Raw genomic sequence first — 20,783 nt, 5'->3', positions numbered from 1 at the left:
GAAGGGAGGAGCAATAACATGACGAAACCCTTAGTATCGATCATCGTACCCACTTATAATGTAGAAAGGTATGTCGAGGAGTGTATCGATTCCCTGCTCGCTCAAACCTACAAAAACACGGAGATCATCGTCCTGGACGATGCATCGACTGACGCGACCACGTATTTACTCAAGCAATATACAGAAGAGATCATCCTAATAGAAAATGAAAAGAACGAAGGCCAGGGGGCCAGACGGAATCAGGGACTAGAAATCGCCCAAGGGAAATACATCTACTTCATGGATGCCGATGACTGGCTGGAAAAAGATGCACTAGAAGAATGCGTCCAGCTGGCCGAAGCGACACAAGCAGAACTCGTCCGCTTCAACGGACTGGCTTTTTACGAAGGTGATCAGACGCTGGTCAATGAAAATAACTATGACTTTTCAGGAACACTCAAAAGCAAAAAGCTCTACACAGGGGAAGAAGCCTTGCAGAAAAATAGAAAAGCGTTCACGCCTTCTCCATGCCTCTACTTAGTTAATAAAGACTTGATCGACGAGAACAACCTGTCATTCATCGAAGGCGTCCTGCATGAAGACGAGTACTTTACGACCATCCTTTTTGCGAACACGCAAAGAATGACTTACTTAAACCAGAACTTTTTCCACCGGCGTTACCGGACGGCTTCGACCATGACGGCGCACACAAAGCAGCACAAGCTGAAGTCGTTCAACTCTTACATTAAAGTGTTTAAAGCACTGGAAGAAGAGTATGCGAAGCAAAAATACTCGGAAATGCAGAAGCAGTTCATCAAGCGCCAGCTGCTGTCCATCTATAACGGGCTGGTAACAAGTGACGTCCATCCGGAGATGAAACGCCGGCTGAAACAGTTCAAAACAGTGAAGCTGAAGGATAAACTGTTTATACTAGGTTCGCGGCTCAAACAGCAGATGAGAAAATAAGAATAAAAAGTGAATAAGAAAGCACTTACCTTTACCGGATTATGACAAAACACTTAAATTGTGTGGGTAGAGGTTCTTTTTATGGTAAAATAGCTGGTGATTGTGTCACACTATGAGTGTCCAGCACGATGACCAAACGAAAATTCATTAAATACAGAACGGAGAAGCAGCAGGATGAAAAAAAAGAAAATTGCGATCGTGTTTGGGACACGCCCGGAAGCGATCAAAATGGCACCCGTCATTCTTGAACTGAAAAAACATCAGGATGAATTTGAACCCTGCATCATCGTCTCTGCTCAGCATAGAGAAATGCTAGACCAGGTATTGTCGGTCTTTGACATCAAACCGGACCACGACCTGGATATCATGAAACGCAATCAGACCTTGTCTGACATCACCTCTGATGTATTGAAAGGGATTGAATCCGTCTTTTTAGAAGAACAGCCGGATATGGTCCTCGTTCACGGGGATACCACGACAAGTTTTGCGGCAGCCTTAGCTGCTTATTATCATCAAATCCCGATCGGGCACGTGGAAGCCGGGCTGCGCACCTATGACAAGTATTTCCCGTTCCCAGAAGAAGGAAACAGACAGTTGATCGATGCAATTACCGATCTGTTCTTTGTGCCAACTGAGACCACGAAACAGAACCTTCTAAAAGAAGGTAAGGATGAAAAGCAGATAGTTGTCACAGGCAACACTGTGATCGACGCTGTTCATTACACAAAAAACAGCACGACTAGGCATCCGACATTGGATTTGATGGATTCGAAACCTAACCAGAAATGGATCCTCTTGACATCACACCGCCGTGAGAATTACGGTGAACCGATGCAAAATATTTTTGAAGCAATCATTGATGTCGTTAACAAGCACCCGAATGTGGAAGTGCTGCTTCCCGTTCACTTGAGCCCGGTGGTGCAGCAGATGGCCCGTAAACTTCTAGGTAATCATCAGCGTATTCATTTGATTGAACCGCTGGAAGTGGATGTTTTTCACCAGGTAATGAACAAAGCCTACCTTGTTTTGACGGATTCAGGTGGACTGCAGGAAGAAGCGCCCGCCCTAGATAAGCCAGTTTTAGTCTTGAGAGATAAAACCGAGCGCCCCGAAGGTCTGGAAACGGGCACACTTAAAGTCATCGGAACAAAAAAAGCACATGTGATCAATGAAGTTAATGAGCTACTTAATAATAATGAACGCTACCAGCAAATGTCAGAAGCAGTCAATCCATACGGAGACGGCTTTGCCAGCAGCAGGATAGTTAAAGAAATCATCCGTTACTTCGAGTGAAGGAGAGACACTGAATTTGGACATCTCATTGAATGAAACAGAAATTTACAGAAGATATGCAGATCGCTGGTCAGTGCTGATATTAACTCTCGCAGCTGCAACTTTCCTAGTCAGTGACTGGGCGGTACTCTATTCATCGCTTGGAGATTTTGTTCTAGCATTCGCTGTGCTGCTGATTTTTCTGCTTGGAAAATTCCATATCCAAAAGAAACAGATGATCGTTCTGCTGACGGTAGTCACCGTTTTAGCTCTGACATTCATTTTGTCTTATCTATACAATGATTACTGGTTCAGTCTGCGACGGGCGATATTGTCGACCGTAAAACTGATTTTCTATTCGGTATCATTAGTATCACTTTACAACTACATTAAACAAGAACAGTTAAGCTCTACTTTTTTGAAACTGAACAATATATTGGCTATCGCGACCGTAGTCATCGGAATCATCTTGACCATACTGATATACTTAGACAGCCTTGAACTTCCCCATTTCGTCTGGAGCTTTACACGCCAGGACACAAGAAGTTACCTGTACGCGGGCAATGATGCCATCGTTCGGACGCGGAGTGTTTTTTCAGAACCGGCCCACCTGGGTCATTATCTGAACATTCTGTTCTTCTCGAATGTGATGCACAAAAAAAGTCAAACGAAGAAGACAGTGCTCTTCATTCTGGCGGCCGGTATCCTCTTGACCCTGAGTTACAGCATGATCCTGATTTTTCTCATCTCGAGTGCGACCGTGCTCATCGCGCGTCTCATTAAAGGTGATTTTTACTGGTCCGATTGGTACCTTGTCCCGGTAGCAATACTTGGAGGATTGATTATTTATTTCTGGGAATACATCGATGTCACGATCATCGAGCGAACCAAAAGTATCCTCAGCGGCGAAGACGGATCGGCTAATATCCGACTTTTCGGGGCATGGACGTATGTCGAACGGGACCGTCTTCTGATGGGTAACGGCATCGGACACACGCCGCCGATCACAAATATATACGCCTACATACTAAGCGATTTTGGTTTGATCGGTTTTATTCCCTCTATTGGTCTGACTTTATATATGCTGCTCAATAGTCTGCCGACGTTCATCTTCTTTGTGATGATGAATATGGCCAAAGGCGGCTACTTGAATCCGGCGTTCTGGATGTTCCTGCTGTTTGTTTTTCTCTACGGTATATCAAAGGAACAGAATGAACGAGACCTGTATTAAAGAGAAAGGAGGCACCATTTTATGTATGATATGTATCAAGTAATTGTAAATGTACTTTTAACGGCGTTGATCAGTGTAATGCTGACACCTTTAGTCAGGAAGCTTTCATTCAAAGTGGGAGCTGTTGATGTACCGAACAAACGCCGAGTGAATAAAGAAACGATGCCTTCCATGGGAGGACTGGCCATTTATCTGACCTTCTTTTTCTCACTATTCGTCCTGCAGCCGGTTCAGCTGAGTATTTCTGTTCCAATATTTTTAGGCGCAACGATCGTATTATTGACGGGGATCGTTGACGATATCAAAGAAATCAGTCCGAAAGCAAAGATGCTGGGACTGATCATTGCTGCTGTTGTCATTGTATTAATGAATGATCTGACAGTCGTTCAAGTAAGTGTGCCTTTTATGGAGGATATTTTCCTGCCGACTTGGATAGGATTTCCACTAACGATATTCTGGATCCTAGCGATAACGAATTCAATCAATCTGATAGATGGCCTGGATGGTCTGGCCAGCGGGGTGTCGATCATTGCTTTGACAACCATGGGAATCATCGGCGTTTTTTTCCTGGAATCGGCCAGTTTTGTGACCAGCATTATCATCTTTACCTTAGTAGGGGCCATTATTGGCTTTCTTCCCTATAACTTCTTTCCAGCCAGGATCTATCTGGGAGATACAGGCGCACTATTTTTGGGATTCATGATATCAGTCATGTCTTTATACGGACTGAAGAACGTGACACTGATCACACTGATCATCCCGATTGTTATCCTGGGTATACCGATCACGGATACAGTCTATGCGATGCTGAGAAGAAAACTCAATAAAATGCCCATGTCCAGTGCGGACAGGCACCATATGCATCACCGACTGATGTCTCTAGGGCTGACACATAAGCAGACCGTTTTGGTTATTTATCTTATTGCCGGAATTTTTTCTATGATTGCACTGCTATATCCGTTATCATCATTATATGGATCGATCCTGATCACCATCGCTTTACTGATCGGACTGGAAATCTTTATTGAACTGATCGGTTTGGTCGGCGAAGATAGACGACCATTATTGAAGAAATTAAGTCGTTTTGTGGATAAACTAAACAATAAGGACAACAAATAGTATAATAGTAGGGGATAATTATGAGTACGAAAAATCTAGTTTCGATAGTGATGCCAACATACAACGCTGCGAAATATATCAAGGAGACCATCGATTCTATCATCGGTCAGACCTATGAGAACTGGGAACTGGTCGTTGTCGATGACTGTTCGACAGATAATACGATCGATATCATCAACACCTATGACGATGCCCGTATAAATCTCGTTAAGCTCTCTAAAAATCAAGGGGCAGCAGTAGCTAGAAATACCGCGCTCCAGAACGTGACGGGTGAATATATTGCCTTTCTAGATAGTGATGATTTATGGGACAAGGAAAAACTGACGAAGCAGCTGAGCTTCATGAAAGAAAATGGTTATGTGTTTACGAGTACCGATTATGCTGAGATCAATGAAGCTGGCGAAAAGACTGGGACTGTCATCAAATCACATCCGAAACTGGATTATGAAGGTGTTTTGAAGTATTGTCCGGGCAACTCGACCGTCATGTACAATGCAAAAGAATTGGGCATCTTTTTCATCCCCGACATCAAAAGAAGAAATGATTTTGTTATGTGGCTGCAGGTCATCAAGAAAGCCAAATATGTATACGGCCTGCCCGAAGCGCTGACTTACTACAGAGTAAGGGAAGGCTCTTTGTCCAAAAACAAGAAGAAACTGATCAAATATCAGTGGAAAGTTTACAGAGATATCGAGAAACTGCCTCTTATGAAGTCTGTATACCTACTTATCCATAAAATCTACACAGTATTAAAAAAGAAATGAAGGGTGATGAGTCATGTTGAACGTCTTTCACATAAACTCGAATTATTTGACGTCAAGACTGCATGAGAATCTGGTCGAGAAACTTGAAGCCAAAGGTGTTAAGAACACGATCTATATGCCTATAAAAAAAGAAACGATCGACGAGTTCTTATACGAATCCAATTTTGACGTAAAGACACCTGTGACGTTTAAAGATAAGGATAAGTTCATATTCACCTGGAAACAGCACAAGATAATCAGTAAAATGGAAGAACTGTATGATTTCAAAAACATTGACGTTATCCATGCACATACCTTATTCACAGACGGCAATGCGGCACTTTATTTGTCAAAAAAGTATAATATCCCTTATGTTGTAACGGTGAGAGGGATGACAGACATCGACGGTTTCTTCAAAAAGCGAATCAATTTAAGAGCACGCGGCAGAAGAATATTAAGAGAGGCTTCACATGTCGTTTTTCTTTCTGAAGCCAATAAAAAGACACTGCTGTCCGAGTACATAAAAAACGACCGGACGTCACTTGAAGAAAAATCCAAAGTCATCCCAAACGGTATCGATGATTTCTGGTTCGAAAATGAATACAGGCCGAAAAAGATGGCGTCAGACACAGCAGTAAATCTTTTATACGTCGGCAAGCTGAAAAAATCGAAGAATGCACCGAGTGTCATAGAAGCTATGCGAATATTGAAAGATAAACATGCGATAGAAGCACAGGCTACCTTTATCGGGAAAATCGTCGATCAGGATATCTATGATGAACTCACTGCTGTAGAAGACGTGCCGGTCAAGGTCCTCCCGCCAGCAGGCAAGGATGTCCTTTTAGATCTGTACAGAAAAAACGATATTTTCATCATGCCGTCTTATACAGAAACGTTTGGACTAGTATATCCCGAAGCCATGAGCCAGGGACTTCCTGTCATTTACTCAATAGATCAAGGATTTGACGGGCAGTTCGCGTACGGCCAGGTCGGCTATCCAGTCGATCCTTACACACCGGAAGATATCGCTGATAAACTGGCTGAGATCATAAAGAACTACGAAACGCTCTCGAAAAACACAATCGATAAATACAAAATGTTCAACTGGGAAATTATTTCAGATGAACTAATGAATACTTACAAGGAAGTCAAATAGTCAGCTTAATATTTAATGAAAAGTGACAGGAGATATAAAGGAGAAGGAAATGACATTATATGCGTTTATGAGCGAAGTTTGGAAAATGGTAAAAGATTATCTCTGGTTGATCCTAGGGACGATTATTTTAGTCGTTGTTGCAGGATTAGGACTTCAGTATGCTCTGACATTCTTTGGTAGTAGCACAGAAAGTGATGAAGAAATCATCGATGATGATACGATAAATCAAGTGGGTGTCATTTCGTTGCATGCCGATTCTGATTTTAAAAACATTCGTCTGAATCCTGAACTGCATCCAGATTTGATTGAGGAAATTAAAGGAATGAAGGGATTCTCAACTGACTTTGCAGTAAATACAAATCCTGCTGAAGAGGATGAGGGCGAAACGGGTAATGAACCTGTCATCGATCTGGATAGTTTCGAAACAGCTAATATTCTGGAGTTGCTTTTAGGCATCGACCCGACCCAACATGCCCGTCTATATGAAGATCCTGATACGGGGAATTTACTGATGTCACTCGAGATCAATGCTGATTCCGGTGATGTCCGTTTGGTAGAAGCAACGAGTACAACAGATGTAATAGAAGTTCAGCTTGATGTCTCTGAAGCTGCTGAAACAGAAAACTTCAGCCTTCCATCAACAGATGCCGATTTAATGAATATCGGATGGAACTTTACACCTGACGGGGATTCATTAATGTCTATCAATACTGTCTATGATTTTATATCGGGAATGAATTACCCTATTCAATTAAACGATAACAGAAGAAATATACGTGTTGCCAATCCCACAGAATTTAATCCTATAATAGATTCAGAACAAGGCGGTTTCAATGTAAGAGCTTTGATCACTCGACTGGTATTATTAGTGTTCGGTGGAACACTTTTAGGTTTAGGCATAGCTTTTGTGCTTTCTATCCTTTCTAAAACGATCAAATACAGTTTTACGTATGGCTGGAATGCAGATGAATTATTCCTGAAGTTTGATGAAAGTGATTCAGCAAAACTCGTTGCCCATGACATGCTCGTGTCAGAAAACAACCATGTGGCTATAGTGGCTGAAAATCAGCTTGATGGAAGTTTAGTATCTGAACTGTCTAACACCTCAAAGGATGTAGGTATATTTAATAGTATTGAACACTTAGATGTATCGGATAAAATCGACGAAATCGTATTAGTTGTTCAGCGTAACTTCACATCGAAAGATTGGTATCGCAGACAGAGGAAACATGTCAAAGCATACCGCAATATAGATATTAAAATAGCTGAAGTTTAAAGAATGGCAGAAAGGGGAAAATATGAAAAAGCTAACGTATCTGCTCGTTATCTCTGTGTTTTTTGGAACGCAGATGTTTTCAGTACCGTTAGGTTTTGCTGAACTGTCAATGTATCGATTGACAGTTCTAGTTTTGCTTATGGGGACGGTGCTGACCTTTATTAATAAAGATGATTTATCACATCTTAATCATAGGATATCATTTTCATATTCAACAGTTTTCTTCTTTTGGCTGTTCTATGCTTTAGTCTCAGTTTTATGGGTTGAAAATTTATCAAGATGGCTCTATGGAACTTTTTTTATTGCTTTTGGAACGATATCTATTTACTTTATCTCGACTTATCTAAGTTCAAAAAGAGATTCGAAAAGGCTTATTATGATCGTGTTTGTAATGACACTCATGCATCAGCTGATAGGCTGGATCGAATTGCTTTTTAATACCTATTTCTGGGCAGATTTGAATTATATTGATAAGTATAATCAGTTTGATAAAAGTATTACTGAGCGAGTTCCTATCTCTATCTTTCAAAACATCAATGATTATGCCACACTTATATTATTCAGTATATTCATCGCATTGATCGTGCTGTTTACATCAAAACACCTGCTATTAAAATTTATCTCTCTCTTCATGATAGGCTCAGGAAGTTTCTTTATCTTCCAGGCCGGTTCAAGGGGGAATCAGCTGGGCTTGATCGTGGGACTTTTTGCTCTTGCTTTAGTGAAAATAATGGACCTGTCAATAAGTAGAAAAATTTTTATGACAGCTGGCGTATTGGCTGGATTATTTGTGATTGCAGTTATTTTGTCACCAGCTATCAGAAACTTTACTAGTGAAACGATCAGCATGATTATTGAGACGCAGTTTAGAGAAGGCTATTCAAACCGTTATCGTGTACATTTGATACTCAATTCCTTGTATTTCCTTGGTGTGACCTTTGGCTTTGGAGTAGGTGCCGGAAATCTGGAACATTGGATGACGAACCATGCTATTTATGAAGTGGATGCCAGAAATGTACATAATTGGTTTATTGAAATATTGGCAGGATATGGTATAGTTACTTTCGTTCTATACACGCTCATGTATTTTTATATGATGAGGAAATTGTACAATAACTTTAAATACTCCAATAACTCATATATACAGAAGGTTTCTTGGGTATTGTTAAGTTATCTCTTTGCTTTCTTATTCTCCTCGATATCTTCAGCTTCTAACATTATTATCGAATGGCAGTGGATCTCCTGGGGAGTCATTATTGCATTTATTAAATACTCAGATGAACACGCAAAAATAACTTAGATACTTCCGACTTTCAAATCAAATTAAAGGAATGATAAATATGAACAAGTACGTATTTATTTCAGGTGGCGAATTATTCAATAAAGGTGCTCAGGCTATGACGTTTATTGCCGTCGATCAGATGAAGAGACGATTCCCGGATGCCGAGATCGTCTTGCTCTCTACCAGCGACTACAAGCGCTCGGAAGAAGAGAAGAGCACGTATCGATTTACGATCCTGCCATTTTCAACAGGCTGGATCTATGATTACATCAGTGGACCAATCAGTTCAGCTTACAAGCTGAAGAACCTGGTCAAGAAACCTGCGAAGAGTCAGTACCAGAACGAGAAAGAAAAAATCGGTAAAATGCTGAATGATGTAGTTGCCTGGATTGATATCAGTGGCTACGCCTTATCTTCTCAGTTCACAGCCAATCGGTCGCTGGATTTTCTACTGCGTATCCTGACGGCAAAAAACTATGGGATCAAAATGGCCATCATGCCTCAGTCATTCGGCCCGTTCTCCTATAAGGGCAAGAATAAAGTCCTCATCGATTATTTGATGAAAAAGACCATGCCTTACCCAGTTAAAATCTATGCAAGGGAACAGGAGGGCTACGATATCCTGACCAACGAGCTGGGACTGAAGAATGTTGAACGAACGTATGACATGGTACTGATGAGCAAAGAACTTGATCTGACTAATGTCTATAAAGAGCTGCCGGAGTTTCCGTCTTATGAAGACGTTGAAAGTGCGATCGGCATCGTGCCGAATGAAGAGAATTTTAAGCATGGTAAAAGCGAAGATGTCTATGCGGCCTATAAGTATGCCATTGAAACAGCTTTGAAACACGATAAGAGTGTATATATCCTCAGACACTCTCACAATGACAAGGAAGTTTGTCAGAATATCAAGAACATGTTCAAGCAGGAAGAAGTTATTCTTTTAGACAAAGACATCAGCTCTCTTGAATTTGATATCTTAGTTGAAAAGCTGGACTTTATTATCGGGTCTCGTTTCCACTCGATCGTCCATTCTTATAAAAACCATGTACCGTGTATCGCGATCGGCTGGGCAACGAAGTATCATGAATTACTGAAACTGTTTGGTCAATATGATTATATGTTCGACGTGCGTGAAAGCCTGGATAAAGACAAGCTGAATGCTGCGGTCGTCAAGCTATTGAACGAATATGAAAATGAATCCAAAGTTATTTCTGGAAAATTGGCTGATGTACAGAATTCAACCGATTTATTTAAAGTCTTTTAAGGATCGAATGGAGAGAAGCAAGTCATGTCTAAATTGAAAAACCAGGCAGTCAATAGTATAAAGTGGACGACGATCAAAACCGTTATCAACTCACTGGCTGCTCCACTGCTGCTAATATTTAAAGCCAGATACCTGAGTCCTACTGAGTTCGGTGTCATGGCGATCATTAACGTTTTCGTTTCGCTGATTTCCGTATTTGAAAACTTCGGTGTCAGTACGGCGATCATTCAGAAAGATGAAATAACGAAAAATGAACGTTCATCGTTGTTCGTCTTTCAAACTGCATTTAGTGTGATCATCGGTATATTGATCATCGTATTTTCGCCAGTCATGTCGGCGATTTATGATATGGATGCCTTGACGAGCTTGCTGCCTATATTGAGTTTGTCCGTCTTCTTTAACGCGCCGGTCATCCTCTTCACAGCATTCCTTGAGAAAGAGCTGCACTTCAAGGCACTGTCGATCATACAGATCATCAGGGAGGCCGTACTGGTCATCGCCACAGTGATTTTTTTGATGATGGACTTTGGACTGCTGGGTGTCGTGCTTGGGCAAGTGGCCTCAGTTGCTGTCATGGCCATCTTAGTGATGATCGAATCCTATAGAGCCGACCTGCTTCATCTGTACTGGCATTTCAAGCTGAATGAAATCAGACCCTTTATCAAATTTGGTATTTACATTGTTGCAAAACAATTGATGACGCAAATCACTCATCATATCGATGAACTGATCATTGGTTACTTCCTGTCAGCTGAAATCCTGGGATTGTATCACTTTGCCAAGAACATGCTGGGCAAACTTAGAATTCTCATCACCACGTCATTTGCGAAAGTCATGTTCCCGGTACTCTCTAAAGTTAAGAACGACATGAGCCGATTGACGAATGCGTATAACAAGATATCCAAGTACTTAGGTATCTTCGCCTTCCCGATTTTTATCGGCATCGCTATGACGGCCCATTCATTTATCCCCGTGTTGTTCGGGTCTGAATGGATAGAGAGTACAGATTTCTTCATCATTCTGTCGCTGTCTTATATCCCTTATATCCTGACGGCTAACCTGGCGACATCGCTGCTTTATTCGGTGAATAAGCCTAACCTTGTTTTATATACGGATATCATCGTCAATTCAGTCTATATCCTAATTCTGCTGGTGTTTTCATGGATGGGATTAGGCATTTATTCTGTCGTAATTTTATACGCGGTATATCTGGTCATCAAGACCATGACCCTACAGTATCTCACGACGATGTATCTTCATTCCACGTTCAGAAGCTATCTGGCTCTATTTAAAAACACAGTGATTGCTTCAGTGCTCATGGTCCTGGTAGTCGCCGGGGTGCGCTACTTGTCAACGGGTAATGTGAGCAATCTCGTCGAATTGATCTTGAGCGTCATTGGCGGTGGCCTTGCTTACATGGTGACATATTATCTCATAGACAAAAAAACACTGATCAGCATGAAAGATCTGGCGTTGAACAGATAGATAGGGAAAGGAACGACTTATGAAAAAAATGATCAAAAAGATGATTCCGGATTCCTTAAGAGTCTGGTTAATCAAGCAAATCAAAGAATATCGAATGAAGAAATTAATGAAAAACGATCAGGAACGTTTCTTGAAATACAGCTTCGGAAAGAAGGACCTGACGGCATATAATCAGATCGAGGCGAGACTGACGAAAGAGTATCACTCGATCGAAAAAGGCTTGTCTTATAAAGAACTGCGTCTTGGCTTCGGCAAACAGGTCCTTCAGAATGTCCTTGAGCTGATGAAGGAATACCGTAGAAAAGGATATCCCTTGGACACGCATGTGTATCAGACTGCTCTGAGCAACCTGCACAGCTATATCGCCGTGCATGACGAAGCTGGCTTCAATGTGGATGCCTTGAAAGAAGAAGTGGCTCAGCTTGAGACAGATACGCCGGATACGTGTTCAGGCGGGATTCTTTACAAGTCGAAAGCGGAAGTCATGGAACAGTCCAAACAGGATTTTAAAACCTTTGCTGAAAGCCGACACAGTGTTCGAGACTATTCGGGAGTTCCTGTCGATATGGCTGAACTGGAAAAGGCTTTTGAACTGGCTAAACGGACACCATCAGCCTGTAACCGACAGTCCTGGAAGCTTCGTGTCGTTGAAGATCCTAAACTGAAGAAAACGATCCAGAAGAATCAGAATGGTAACCGCGGATTCGGGGACTACATCGACAAGTTCATCATCATCACAGCTGACGTTCAGTATTATGACCGGATCCGCGAAAGGAATCAGGCCAATATCGATGGCGGCATGTATGCTATGAACCTGCTTTACGCGCTTCACTATTACGATATTGCTGCCGTACCGCTCAGCGGCTCTTTGAACCTGAACCAGGAAAAAAACCTAAGATCTGCCTTTGATATCCCTGACTACGAGAACTTTATCATGTTTATCGGTGTGGGCAATTATGTAGACGACTATAAAGTGCCTAAATCTGACCGACGCGAAGTGAAGTACACGTACTACTAGTCAGCAGATCGATAGGCTGATCGAAAAAAAGTAAAGAGACATACTCCTTTATGTAAGAAGTTACGTAGTGAGAGTTGTCTCTTTATTTAAATACATAATAAAGGCACAAAAAGAGCACAGCAGCTGACTGTGCATCAAGAAAGGAAACTGACATTGAAATTCAACTATCTGATGAAGCGGACGATCGACCAGTCATACGAACATTTTATCGAACTGGATCCTTTTGTTTTCAACTATGACACCGATTCTTTGGCTGCCCAGGCGACAGACGGTGAAAAGACGGTCATCGCTTACGGCAAAATCATCGACAGCCGGAATCCGGATTTGACTGAACAGGCTATCGTAGAGAAACTTGCCCAAGCCAAAGACAGCGTTCAGCTGGTCGAGTGGACCGAATATATGGCCGGACGTTATGTCCTTATCTATCAAAACACAAAGGAATTGATCCTGTTTCCCGATGCAACGTGTTCGGTCCCGATATTTTATTCCGTAATAGAAAATAAATGGCTGATTTCTTCAAAACAGAAAACGATCGCTGATGCGCTTGAGTTGCCTATGTCAGATGCGTCCGTCGAGATCAAAAGCCAGGCCGAAGAACAGCAGCCGCTTCCTTATGACCGTTCAATGTATGAAGGGATAAGAGTGGTGATCCCCAACCATTTTCTGAATGTGAAAGATCAGCGCGCCAAGCGATTCTTTCCGATCAGAGAGCTTGAATCAAGAAGCGTGGATGAAGTCATCAAAGAAACGATCACACTCACACAAAACGTCGTAGACAGTTACATGATGGAGGATGATCTTGTCATCCCGCTGACTGCGGGGAAAGACAGCCGGCTGATCCTTTCTTTCTTCAAAAAGTACCAGGACAGGATCCAGCTGTACACCTTTGATCATCAACCGAAAGAAGCTGAACCGGATGATATAAAGATCCCAAGACAACTGACAAGCAGACTGGGACTGTCTTATCAAGTCCTGCCTAGAGTACAGATGGATGATGAGACCTTTAAGTCGTTCGTTAACTATTTTTCAGGGACGCAGAACCGACGCATCTTGGAAAACGCTCTGACACTGAAACAGTCTGGACTAAAATCCAGCCGTTTCGTTACTGGGGACATCATACCGATCGTCAAAAGCAACTTCGGTAAGAAATTACCGGAAAGTCTAGCGACCACAAACTATCTTGTAACGAAAACACACAACTATTCAGATGAAAACAAAAGGATCGTCCGGCAGTGGCGAAAAAACGTCAAAAAGCATGCGCACGAAAACGGCGTTTCTTTGTTTGATTTGTTTTTCTGGGAAAGCCGTTTGGGGCGCTGGCTGCCGAACAACATGAGCAACTATGACACGATGAGTGATCCCGTGCTTATTTTCAACAATCGGCGACTGATCGAAAGCTGGATCTCCATCCCAAGAGAACAGCGAGTGGACACTGATTTTCATGAGCAGATCATCAGTCGACTCTGGCCGGAACTGCTGGATATCCCGCTGACCTCTGGGACAGGTCTAGTCAATGATCTGACCCGGAATTCCTATGTTTATTACGGGGCGACTTTTTTCAAATATTACCTAAAAAAAATTCAAAAAGTAATCCAGCACTAATATGAAAGAGAAATAACCAACACGATGAGAAGACCTGACAGCTAGAATAATGACCAGGGTCTTAAAAGGAGTTAGAAAATGAGTGAACAGAAGTTAGTTTCGATCATTATGCCGATTTATAACGCTGAAGAGTACTTGAGAGTGAATCTGGAAACGATCGCGGCTCAAACCCACACTAATTTAGAAGTACTGCTGGTGGACGACGGATCGACGGATCAGTCTGCAGTGATCGCTCAGGAGTTCTGTGAGAAAGATGCGCGTTTCCGTTATTTTATCCAGAAAAATCAGGGGGCACCAGCCGCAAGGAACTACGGTTTCAGAGAATCACATGGACAGTATGCGCTCTTTGTCGATTCCGATGACATCTTAAAGACAAATGCCATAGAGTTATTGTACCTTGTGGCTGAAAAGCAGGATGCGGATCTAGTGATCGGCCAGTATGACACAATCGATGAACAGGGCATGCCGCTGGAGACGAAAAAGATGCAGTACGAAAAAGATGAGATCTACGAGGTGGACGAGCATCTGGATACTCTGTTTTTATTGTCGCCGATGCCAGGAAACAAACTGTATAATGCCGAGCTGCTTAGAGAAAAGGATCTGTTTTTCAGCGACTTGAAACGGGCGCAGGACCTGAACTTTTATTTGAAGCTCCTGCTCTATGCTGACAAGGTCTGTACGCTTTCTGACACAACTTATCTATACCGTATACGTTTGAACAGTATCAGCCATACCGTGTCCCCCGTAATTCTGGAAACGATCAGAAGCGTGGAAGATGTGGAAGACTTTTATCGTCAGAACAGTCGATACGATGAGCGTCTCTTCAAGACATTGAAATTCAAGTATTATGCCGATCAGCTGGCGAAGATACCGCAGATCGAAGATAAAAAGGAACGGAAACAAACCTATGACCGACTGGCTAGGGAACTTAAAGCAATAAAAAGAGAGTCGGTCCTAGAACGATTCCAGTCCAAAAAATACAGTATCGTCAAGACGAAGCTGATGTTTCCTTTGCTTTTCAAGAGTGAACTGTACAGCTGGATTCAGACAGCTAAACTGAACAGGCGGGACCGGATCAATCGCCGTTCTCACGAATAAGTAGGGTGGGGTAAAATGAAGATAGTCTACATCGCGAATTTGAATCTGCATGTCAAAGGAGGTCTGTTTAAAGCAACCTTCGAGCGGATCAGCAGAGTCAAGGAACAAGTGGATGATGTTTTCGTCATCAATAACAATTTCTACGACAGTGCGGTCATTAATTTAGTGAAAAAAGTGCTAAACAGAAAAGACAGCCGATTGAAGAAACCGGATATAAGCACCTATAAAAATGTCGAGATTAACAATACCAATTTTAAGCGCACGATTTTCTTCTATTTCAAACGAGTACTGAAACTGAAAAGTACAGAGAACGGTATGATCAGACACTACCTTAAGCACTATAAAGAGGAGCTGGAAAGGGCGGATATCATCCATGCGCATTTCGGCTGGGTGAATGGCTACATTGCCTACGAACTGAGCCGACAACTGAATAAGCCTTATTTCATCACGCTGCACGGAAGCGACGTCAATAAAGTCTGGAAGCATAATCGCTCACGCTTGGTCGAAGCGATGGAACAGGCTGAAAGGTGCTTCTTCGTCAGCAGTCAGCTCCTTGAACAGGCTATAACCTTAGGGTATTCGGGTAAAAACGCGTTGATAACTTATAACGGCGTAGACACCAAGCTGTTTTCTCAAAAAGACAAACGAAACTACAACCGAGTAGGGTTTGTCGGTACGCTGAAGAAAGTGAAAGGAGCAGATCTGCTGCCTGATATTTTCAAATGTATTGAAAAATACAATGGAGAAACAGACTTTTTCGTCATTGGGGATGGACCGCTGAGAAATCAGCTGGAGCAGGCTTTTAAAGAGCGGGATCTGGATGTCGAGATGCCGGGCCTCGTTGATTACGATGATGTGCCCGAGCTGCTCAAGACGATGGATGTCTTGGTCGTACCAAGCAGAAATGAAGGCTTGGGTATGATCGCACTTGAGGCAAATGCCATGGGGATTCCTGCAGTCGGCTCGGCAGTTGGTGGGATACCTGAAGCGATCAGTTTTGAAGAAAACCTCATTGCCTTCACCGATGATCTGCCTGAATTAATGGGGAGTCGCGTAGCTGAGATTTTGAGCAGTGAGTCTGATTCTTCAAGGTACAGAGAACGTGTACTGGCGAAGTTCGACTGGGATAAAATCGTCGACATTGAAACAGCTGCTTACGTAAAGGCTCTAAACAAAAATCAATACGTTAACCCTTGAGGTTCGAAAGAACCATCAGATGGAAGAGACTTAGGTCTCGAGCCGGTCTAATGGTTCTTTTTGTGTAATTATGGAGTCCATGTATATAAATCGGTGACTCAAATGTGACAAATGAGTATTTATTATCCTATGATTCTCATTTGTCAAATAATTGTACCATTTGAGTATATTAATACAATTATTTTAATAAAATCACTGTATATTTATATCTTTATGATATAATTCACTTGGATACAAAGTTGAACTATAAATAATTACAATTGAAGGGTGGAGTTAGAGTGAAACACTATAGAAGTATGAATGTCAGGGTCAAAAGCCTTATTTACAGCAGTGCTATATTAGCTGCCTTAGCCCCGGCAATGGAAGCAGAAGCACAAGAAGCTGAGACGCCCGACGTAACTGAACAGATTGAACAAGCACCGATCGTAAAAGAGAACCGTGACGAATTATTAGAGATTTTATCACCGCATATAGAGCAAATAGGATCTGAAGACTTATCGCTTTACACAGTGATAGAAATCACACAGACGTTACATATAAACGAAGATTACACGGAAGCACAAGCTCTTTACCGCATCTTGGGTACATATCCTGAACTGGATGATACGGTTAAAGCGTATTTACATAAAAATGGACAGCTTGCTTTGAATGAAACATCTCCAGAAGAGTTCACGCTAACTGAAGAACAGATAATCGAACTTCGGTCAGTTAGTGTTCTAACTGAGAGCGATGTAGATCAAATAGTGATGATGGAAGAGAATACTCAAAACAGTACGGAGCCAGTCGAGGAATCTTCTGAAAATCTATCGGAACTGTCTGAGCATGTAAGCGAAGCACCGGAAGAAGACCAGCTGGCAGAGACGGAAGAAGCAGCTTCAGAGGATCTTGAAAGTGAAGTGGTCGAAGAAACTGAACCGTATATTAAGCTGTCAGAAACCGAGGAATCTGCGGACAGTGAAGCAGAAGATACACTAATTTCAACTCAAGAAGAAACAGAAGAAGTGTCAGCTGAAATTACCGAAGAAGTAGAAAAAACAGCTGAACCGGTAACTGAAGCGGTAGCTGAACCCGAAGAGAAAGCAAGCAAAGAACAGGCAACTTTCATGACGACGTCCAGCACATCTGATGCAGATGCGCTTTATAACACGTCTATTGAATCAAGCTCAGTCACAGAGGCCTGGTACACAGCCATAGAAGGATACACCAAGTATCCGAATGACAAACGCTTTGAATATGCGATCGAAAAAGCTGCTGGTCGTAGTCTTAACTATGCCGATTCGCTGGCATCAAGAGATAAGACGGACAGTGCACTAGCTTACTACAAGCGAACGCTGGACAGCCCTTGGCTGACAGAAGCACTCACAATACGAGCGACTGATTCAATTACAGCTGTGGAGGAATCATTGATGAAACCTTCCAGTTCGGAAAAAGCTGATGAATTATATAACACATCGATCAACTCCGGTTCAGTCACCGAAGCCTGGTATACAGCCGTAGAAGGATATAATACTTATCCAGACGATAACCGTTTTGAATATGCGATCGAAAAAGCAGCGGTGCGAAGCTTGAATTATGCTGATTCGCTGGAAGAGAGAAACGATCTAGCTAGTGCGCTTGCGTACTATGATCGTACACTAGACAGTCCATGGCTCACTACTACGCTAAGAAATAGAGCAGAAACATCTAAGACACGTGTGTCAAGAGCTATCGAAGAAACGGATAAGGAAGCGTTGTATCAAGCGTCAGTGAGTTCCGGATCTGTTTCAACTGCCTGGTATAAAGCACTCGAAGGCTATAACAAATATCCAGGGGATGCTCGCTTCAAAGATGCGATCGAAAAAGCCGGCGTCCGTAGTTTGAACTATGCCGACTCCCTGGAAGACAAAGGCAATTTAGATGGCGCCTTAGCTTATTATGGCCGTACGCTTGAAAGTCCTTGGCTGACTTCGGCATTAAAGGACCGTGCAGAGACATCTCAAGCACGTGTATCACAGGCTATTGAAGAAGCAGAAAAAGAAACTCTGTATCAAGAATCTGTAGGGTCGGGTTCTGTTTCGACATCTTGGTATACGGCACTCGAAGGCTATAACAAATATCCAAATGATGCCCGTTTCAAAGATGCGATCGAAAAAGCCGCGATCCGCAGTCTAAATTACGCGGACTCTCTGGAAGCAAAAGGTAAAGCCACGAATGCGATTCCTTATTACGCCCGAACGATCGATGCACCGTGGATGACAGACACTTTGATCAAGAGAGCGACAGATTCCAAAGCGCGTATGCTTAAAGTCATTGAAGAAGAAGACAAAACGGCTCTTTATAATGCCTCTGTCGATTCCCCCTATGTCTCAGAAGCTTGGAACAAGGCGATCGAAGGGTATACGAAGTACCCGACTGATAGCCGATTCCAGGATGCGATCCGGAAAGCAGCTGTGCGTAACTTGAACTACGCGGATAGTCTTGAATCTAAAGGAAAGGCATCAAGCTCGATTCAGTATTATGATAAGATTCTTAATGCACCATGGATGCCGAACGACTTGTATGAACGCGCATTTAACTCTAAAGAAGAAATGTTGAAGTATCTTGATTCTGATTATGTCTATCAGGAGATACTAAAAGAAAAGAATCAGATCATCGCCTGGGAGATGGCCGCAAAAGCCACCATCGATCATCCGGAAGATGACCGTATTTCAGACTATATCACTAAACAGGCCGAGATCATCCTGGCTGATGCGATCGCTCTTCACAAGGACTATCAGTATGACCGTGCGATCCAGCGCTATGATTTGTTGATCACTGGCCCGTCTGATCTGTATGATGATGAAGACATTGCCGAAAAATACAAGATCCTGGCTATGAATGATCTTATTCCGAACCATGCGTCCTACCAGAACTCTTATTATTACGAATCACTTGATGAGGCACTGGATGAGCAGATGAGACGTGCACCCCAGACGCAGTCAGGCGGTAAATGGGTGAATGCTTCACGCGCTCAGACTGAATACTATCTGAACCCGGATAACTTCATTAAGAGCATCGACTACGATAAGGAACTAGCTAAAGTGACCGGCATCGTTACAGCCAGTGCTCTGAATGTCCGCAGCGGAAGTGGCACGAGTCATAGTGCAATCGATATGGTGTACAACGGTAAAGAAGTGACGATCATCGGTGAAGCAAACGGCTGGTACGAAATCATGTATGTCGTTTCTGGTCAGAACCGTACAGGTTGGGTCTCAGGCGTTTATGTACAAAAAGACAGCAAGGAAAGCATCAAGCATGACTTTAATGATGCTTACAATCCGGTAGCACGCATCATAGTCGGCACATTAAATGTCAGACAAGGGCCTGGAACGAGCCACAGCATCGTCACGCAGGTGCACAGCGGACAGCGCTACACGATCCTCAAAGGCAGCGGTGGCTGGTATCAGCTCGACTTAGGCAATGGCCAGCATGGCTGGGTCTCAGGCGAGTATGTCACCGTTTCAAATACCCTTGATAAAGACCTGCTGCAATTCTTGAAACTGTCCGGTTCGTCAGGTATTGATGAAACGAGGCTAAACGAAGAGATCGGGAACAGCGGCGTATTGACTGGGAAAGGACATATCTTCTTGGAAGCAAGCCAGCGCTACAATATCAACGAGATCTATCTGCTAGCTCACGCGAAGCTTGAAACAGGGAACGGCTCGTCATCTCTGGCGAAAGGCATTGTTGTCTCAGAAGTAGACGGAAAAGCTGTTGAACCGAAGAAGGTCTACAATATGTTCGGTATCGCAGCCTTTGATAGTTCGCCGCTCAAATCAGGTTCTGAATATGCCTACAAGATGGGCTGGGACTCAGTGGACAAAGCAATCATGGGCGGTGCTGAATGGATTTCCAAACAGTACGTGAACCACGCCACACATAAGCAGGACACCTTGTACAAAATGAGATGGAACCCGCTTGATCCTGGTGCACACCAGTATGCGACAGACATCGGCTGGGCATACAAGCAGACTCATACATTGAATACACTGGTCGAAGTTTCTCAGAGATACGATCTGCATCTGAACTTTGACATTCCTGTCTATAATCAGTAATCGTTAATCTAAAAGACTG

General features: G+C 42.8%; 15 protein-coding genes. All 15 read left to right on the top strand.

Features of this window, described 5'->3' with window-relative positions; translation table 11 throughout:
• Nucleotides 1-18 precede the first annotated feature (18 nt).
• The 15 genes from AKA01nite_RS03365 (at nucleotide 19) to AKA01nite_RS03295 (ending at nucleotide 20,764) form a co-directional block, all read left to right on the top strand.
• Complete coding sequence (locus AKA01nite_RS03365; RefSeq protein WP_146923812.1) at nucleotides 19-945, top strand: glycosyltransferase family 2 protein; 927 nt, start codon at nucleotides 19-21, stop codon at nucleotides 943-945.
• 174 nt (nucleotides 946-1,119) lie between these two features.
• Nucleotides 1,120-2,238, top strand: a complete 1,119-nt coding sequence (gene wecB, locus AKA01nite_RS03360) for a non-hydrolyzing UDP-N-acetylglucosamine 2-epimerase (protein ID WP_146923810.1) — start codon at nucleotides 1,120-1,122, stop codon at nucleotides 2,236-2,238.
• 16 nt (nucleotides 2,239-2,254) lie between these two features.
• Nucleotides 2,255-3,448: a hypothetical protein gene (locus AKA01nite_RS03355; protein WP_146923808.1), complete on the top strand. Its 1,194-nt coding sequence runs from the start codon at nucleotides 2,255-2,257 to the stop codon at nucleotides 3,446-3,448.
• A 30-nt stretch (nucleotides 3,449-3,478) separates the two neighbouring features.
• The gene (locus AKA01nite_RS03350; protein ID WP_186805074.1) at nucleotides 3,479-4,567 is read left to right on the top strand and encodes a glycosyltransferase family 4 protein; all 1,089 of its coding nucleotides are present in this window, start codon (nucleotides 3,479-3,481) and stop codon (nucleotides 4,565-4,567) included.
• A 20-nt stretch (nucleotides 4,568-4,587) separates the two neighbouring features.
• Entirely contained in the window at nucleotides 4,588-5,331 is a 744-nt protein-coding gene (locus tag AKA01nite_RS03345; protein WP_146923805.1) for a glycosyltransferase family 2 protein, read from the top strand.
• A 13-nt stretch (nucleotides 5,332-5,344) separates the two neighbouring features.
• Nucleotides 5,345-6,466 carry a glycosyltransferase family 4 protein gene (locus tag AKA01nite_RS03340; protein WP_146923802.1) on the top strand — a complete coding sequence of 374 codons (1,122 nt, stop codon included), beginning with the start codon at nucleotides 5,345-5,347 and terminating at the stop codon, nucleotides 6,464-6,466.
• Between the two features lie 49 nt (nucleotides 6,467-6,515).
• Nucleotides 6,516-7,742, top strand: a complete 1,227-nt coding sequence (locus AKA01nite_RS03335) for a hypothetical protein (protein ID WP_146923800.1) — start codon at nucleotides 6,516-6,518, stop codon at nucleotides 7,740-7,742.
• A gap of 22 nt (nucleotides 7,743-7,764) precedes the next feature.
• On the top strand, nucleotides 7,765-9,042 hold the full coding sequence (locus AKA01nite_RS03330; protein ID WP_146923799.1) for an O-antigen ligase family protein: 1,278 nt from the start codon (nucleotides 7,765-7,767) through the stop codon (nucleotides 9,040-9,042).
• Nucleotides 9,043-9,082: 40 nt separating this feature from the next.
• Nucleotides 9,083-10,291, top strand: coding sequence for a polysaccharide pyruvyl transferase family protein (locus AKA01nite_RS03325; RefSeq protein WP_186805072.1), 1,209 nt, complete (start codon nucleotides 9,083-9,085; stop codon nucleotides 10,289-10,291).
• Between the two features lie 24 nt (nucleotides 10,292-10,315).
• On the top strand, nucleotides 10,316-11,776 hold the full coding sequence (locus AKA01nite_RS03320) for a lipopolysaccharide biosynthesis protein (RefSeq protein WP_146923795.1): 1,461 nt from the start codon (nucleotides 10,316-10,318) through the stop codon (nucleotides 11,774-11,776).
• 19 nt (nucleotides 11,777-11,795) lie between these two features.
• Nucleotides 11,796-12,794 carry a nitroreductase family protein gene (locus AKA01nite_RS03315; protein WP_146923793.1) on the top strand — a complete coding sequence of 333 codons (999 nt, stop codon included), beginning with the start codon at nucleotides 11,796-11,798 and terminating at the stop codon, nucleotides 12,792-12,794.
• A gap of 153 nt (nucleotides 12,795-12,947) precedes the next feature.
• Nucleotides 12,948-14,396, top strand: a complete 1,449-nt coding sequence (locus tag AKA01nite_RS03310; protein WP_146923791.1) for an asparagine synthetase B family protein — start codon at nucleotides 12,948-12,950, stop codon at nucleotides 14,394-14,396.
• Nucleotides 14,397-14,474: 78 nt separating this feature from the next.
• Nucleotides 14,475-15,494 carry a glycosyltransferase family 2 protein gene (locus AKA01nite_RS03305; protein ID WP_146923790.1) on the top strand — a complete coding sequence of 340 codons (1,020 nt, stop codon included), beginning with the start codon at nucleotides 14,475-14,477 and terminating at the stop codon, nucleotides 15,492-15,494.
• Between the two features lie 15 nt (nucleotides 15,495-15,509).
• Nucleotides 15,510-16,691, top strand: coding sequence for a glycosyltransferase (locus tag AKA01nite_RS03300; protein ID WP_146923787.1), 1,182 nt, complete (start codon nucleotides 15,510-15,512; stop codon nucleotides 16,689-16,691).
• Nucleotides 16,692-16,969: 278 nt separating this feature from the next.
• A complete protein-coding gene (locus AKA01nite_RS03295; RefSeq protein ID WP_146923785.1) occupies nucleotides 16,970-20,764 on the top strand; it encodes an SH3 domain-containing protein in 3,795 nt (1,264 codons plus the stop codon).
• The last annotated feature ends 19 nt before the right edge of the window (nucleotides 20,765-20,783 follow it).

It is taken from the genome of Alkalibacterium kapii (genome assembly GCF_007988865.1).
Classification (GTDB): domain Bacteria; phylum Bacillota; class Bacilli; order Lactobacillales; family Carnobacteriaceae_A; genus Alkalibacterium; species Alkalibacterium kapii.
Note: the sequence above shows the minus strand (reverse complement) of the source record. Positions and strands in the feature narration are given on the sequence as shown.

Coding starts and splice junctions, on each gene's coding strand:
- AKA01nite_RS03365 (WP_146923812.1), top strand. CDS start 19: ATGACGAAACCCTTAGTATCGATCATCGTACCCACTTATAATGTAGAA.
- wecB (WP_146923810.1), top strand. CDS start 1,120: ATGAAAAAAAAGAAAATTGCGATCGTGTTTGGGACACGCCCGGAAGCG.
- AKA01nite_RS03350 (WP_186805074.1), top strand. CDS start 3,479: ATGTATCAAGTAATTGTAAATGTACTTTTAACGGCGTTGATCAGTGTA.
- AKA01nite_RS03345 (WP_146923805.1), top strand. CDS start 4,588: ATGAGTACGAAAAATCTAGTTTCGATAGTGATGCCAACATACAACGCT.
- AKA01nite_RS03340 (WP_146923802.1), top strand. CDS start 5,345: ATGTTGAACGTCTTTCACATAAACTCGAATTATTTGACGTCAAGACTG.
- AKA01nite_RS03335 (WP_146923800.1), top strand. CDS start 6,516: ATGACATTATATGCGTTTATGAGCGAAGTTTGGAAAATGGTAAAAGAT.
- AKA01nite_RS03330 (WP_146923799.1), top strand. CDS start 7,765: ATGAAAAAGCTAACGTATCTGCTCGTTATCTCTGTGTTTTTTGGAACG.
- AKA01nite_RS03325 (WP_186805072.1), top strand. CDS start 9,083: ATGAACAAGTACGTATTTATTTCAGGTGGCGAATTATTCAATAAAGGT.
- AKA01nite_RS03320 (WP_146923795.1), top strand. CDS start 10,316: ATGTCTAAATTGAAAAACCAGGCAGTCAATAGTATAAAGTGGACGACG.
- AKA01nite_RS03315 (WP_146923793.1), top strand. CDS start 11,796: ATGAAAAAAATGATCAAAAAGATGATTCCGGATTCCTTAAGAGTCTGG.
- AKA01nite_RS03305 (WP_146923790.1), top strand. CDS start 14,475: ATGAGTGAACAGAAGTTAGTTTCGATCATTATGCCGATTTATAACGCT.
- AKA01nite_RS03300 (WP_146923787.1), top strand. CDS start 15,510: ATGAAGATAGTCTACATCGCGAATTTGAATCTGCATGTCAAAGGAGGT.